This is a genomic window from Bradyrhizobium sp., assembly GCF_019244115.1.
Classification (GTDB): domain Bacteria; phylum Pseudomonadota; class Alphaproteobacteria; order Rhizobiales; family Xanthobacteraceae; genus Bradyrhizobium.
In genome coordinates this window covers 1-2,892 of sequence record NZ_JAFATE010000894.1, presented here as the reverse complement: position 1 = coordinate 2,892, position 2,892 = coordinate 1, and the positions used below count along the sequence as shown (strand labels likewise).

At 64.7% G+C, this 2,892-nt stretch carries 1 protein-coding gene and 2 pseudogenes; all 3 read left to right on the top strand.

From position 1 onward, the window contains the following. Positions 1-1,045 (top strand): annotated as a pseudogene (locus tag JOZ76_RS37320) (flagellar protein); the annotation flags it as partial. Between the two features lie 86 nt (positions 1,046-1,131). Further along, positions 1,132-1,911, top strand: a complete 780-nt coding sequence (locus JOZ76_RS37315; RefSeq protein WP_291706371.1) for a hypothetical protein — start codon at positions 1,132-1,134, stop codon at positions 1,909-1,911. A gap of 10 nt (positions 1,912-1,921) precedes the next feature. Continuing rightward, positions 1,922-2,892: pseudogene (locus JOZ76_RS37310) on the top strand (hypothetical protein); the annotation flags it as partial.

The window sequence follows — 2,892 nt, the reverse complement described above, 5'->3', positions numbered from 1 at the left end:
CACCGCGACCAATCTGAACAATGCGCTGAACGCCGCGATCGGCACGCTGGCGAACACCTCGCTGGTTGCGGCATCGGCGGTCGAAGCGGGCGACAATTTCTTCAACACCGACGGCACCGCGACCGGAGCGGTCCGGCAGAACCAGGTGCTGCCGACACCCGGGCCGATCACCGGCATCACGGCATTGTCGGGAGCCGCCGGCTCGGATTCGCTGACGTCCAGCTTTGCCGCCAATGACACGATCACCGTGAACGGTCAGACCATCACCTTCGTGGCGTCTGGTGCGACCGGCAACAACCAGATCAACGTCACTGACAATATACAGACGCTTCTGAAGAAGATCGATGCCTTGACCGGCACCTCGACGCCTTCGACGATTTCGGGCGGCGTCATCACGCTGCACACGGACAACGCCTCGACGCTGTCGGTCAGCAGCTCAAATGCCGCGGCTTTCGCCGCGCTCGGCTTTGCCACCAGCCCGGTGACGGCGGCCCAGCCGCCGCTCCGGGTCTCTGGCTCGCCGCTCGGGAGTGCGACGTCGCTCGTCAACGGTTCGGCGAACACGGTCTCCTGGTATACCGGCAATTCGGGGCCCGGCTCGGCGCGCTCGACCGCAACGATCCGCGTCGATCAGGCGCAATCGGTGCAGTTCGGTGCCCAGGCCAACGAGCAGGCGATCCGCCAGGTGCTGCAGTCCGTCGCGGTCTATGCGGCGACGACGACATCGCCGACGGGTGTCAATTCGGGCGCGGAAGTCTCAGCGCTGAGCCAGCGCACCGCCGCCAACCTAACGCCGCAGGCCGGGCAGCAGACCATCTCCGACATTCAGACCGACTTTGCCGACGCACAGACCGCGATGAAGGATGCTCAGGCGCGGCAGACCCAGTCCAAAAACGCCTTGCAGACGCTGATCGACCAGACCGAAGGCATTTCCCAGGACCAGGTGGCGAGCGAGATCCTGCAGCTGCAGACCAGCCTGCAGGCGTCCTACCAGACGACCTCGATGCTGTCGCAGCTGTCGCTGGTCAAGTTCCTGCCGACCTGAGCCCGTTCATATTAGGGTTTCATTAACCACGTCTCTTTACGCTTTGGTGGGACTTGCGGCGCACGACCGCAGTGCTGGAGGCAGTCATGAGCGAGCAGATCCACCTTGTGGTTGCGACCCCCTGTTTCGGCGGGCAGGTCTCCAGCATCTACGCGAGTTCGGTCTTCCGCCTGCAGAGCGCGGTTCGCTCCAAATCCAATCTGGATCTCAAGGTGCATCTGCGGGACGGCGATGCCCTGATCACGCGCGCCCGGGCCAACCTGGTCACGCTGTTTCTCGACGATCCCACCGCGACGCATCTTTTGTTCGTGGACGCCGACATCGGATTCGCGCCGGAGCAGGTGTTCCGCCTGATCGAGTCGGGTGCCGACGTGGTGGCCGGCGTCTATCCGATCAAGCGGGTCAACTGGACCAAGGCCAAGCATGCCATCGAGGCGAACCGGCCGAACCTGCCCGCGGCTTCGCTCGACTACGTGCTCGAGATCGACAATCCGGATCGCGTCGTCGTCGTCAACGGCTTTGCCCGCGTGCGCTATGCCGGCACCGGCTTTCTGATGATCCGGCGCAACGTGTTGCAAACGATGTGCCGTCACCCCGGTTACGCGTCGCTGCAGTTCTTCCGCGAGCATTCGCAGGATGCACTGGCCGGCAGCCAAAACCGCTTCGCGCTGTTCGAATGCATGATCGATCCCATGACCGGAACCTATCTCAGCGAGGATTTTGCATTCTGCAAGCGCTGGACCGACCTCGGCGGCGAGATCTGGGCCGATCTCGACAGCCGCCTCGACCATGTCGGACCCTCGGTCTTCCACGGCGATGTTGCTTCGCAATTCGCGGCCGCTCCGACCGCGGCTGACGCGGCCTGAGATCAGAGCCATGTCATTCGCCAAGCGCCGGTTGCAGGCCGCCGAAATTCCCGGCCCGGCTGGCGGCGTCGCCGCTGGGCTGCGCGATCTCTTTGCGCCTCTCGACGACTTGCTCACCTGCGGCGGTGATCCGCGCCTGGCGCTCGACAGAGCGAGGCTGAATGCTTACGGCTGCGGACCATCGCCGTCGCCAGACATATGGAGCTTCGCCTCCAGCACCGCGTCTACAATCTCGGAGCGGGCCTATGCGCGCGCGGGCTTGGCGCGTGAAGAACTGTTGCGCGCGGCGATCGATGTCGGGCTGGATGAGGCGTTCGACACCCGCATCGAGGCGATGCGCGCGGAGTTGAAAGCCTGTCTGGAACTGCCCAACGACGTCGCCGTGATCTTCTCAGCCTCGGGCACCGATGCGCAGCTTCATGCGCTATTTCTCGCGCGCTGCCGCTCGGAAGCTGTTCTGACAACGATCGTCGTTGGCTGTGATCAGACCGGCAGCGGCACGTTCCACACCGCGCGCGGGCGTCACTTCGCCAATCTGACGGCGCGTGGGAGCGTGGTCGGCAAGGATGCGCCGATCCCGGGTCTGTCTTGCGATAGCATGGGATTGCCGTTGTTTGATGGAACCGCCGGCTGCGCGGCGAGGGCGGATATCGACGACGCCGTACTGCGCGCCATCGAGGCTGCCGTGGCGGGCGGCTCGGACGTGCTGCTGCACGTCATGGACTCCTCCAAGCTCGGCTGGGGCGCGCCGGGCGCGGCCTGCCTTGCGGACATCGGCCGTCGATGGCCGCAAAGGGTTCAAGTCGTCGTCGATGCCTGCCAGATGCGGCTCACCCGTACGCGACTCCAAAACTATCTCGATCGCGGCTACATGGTGCTGATCTCGGGCTCCAAATTCTTTGGCGGTCCCGCGTTCAGCGGTGCGCTGCTCCTTCCCGGCTGCATCCCATGTCCACGCGGCGATGCGTTCGCCGATAGCCT

Bases quoted from the DNA above. Each gene is read 5' to 3' on its own strand.
- JOZ76_RS37315 (WP_291706371.1), top strand. From the start codon at position 1,132: ATGAGCGAGCAGATCCACCTTGTGGTTGCGACCCCCTGTTTCGGCGGG.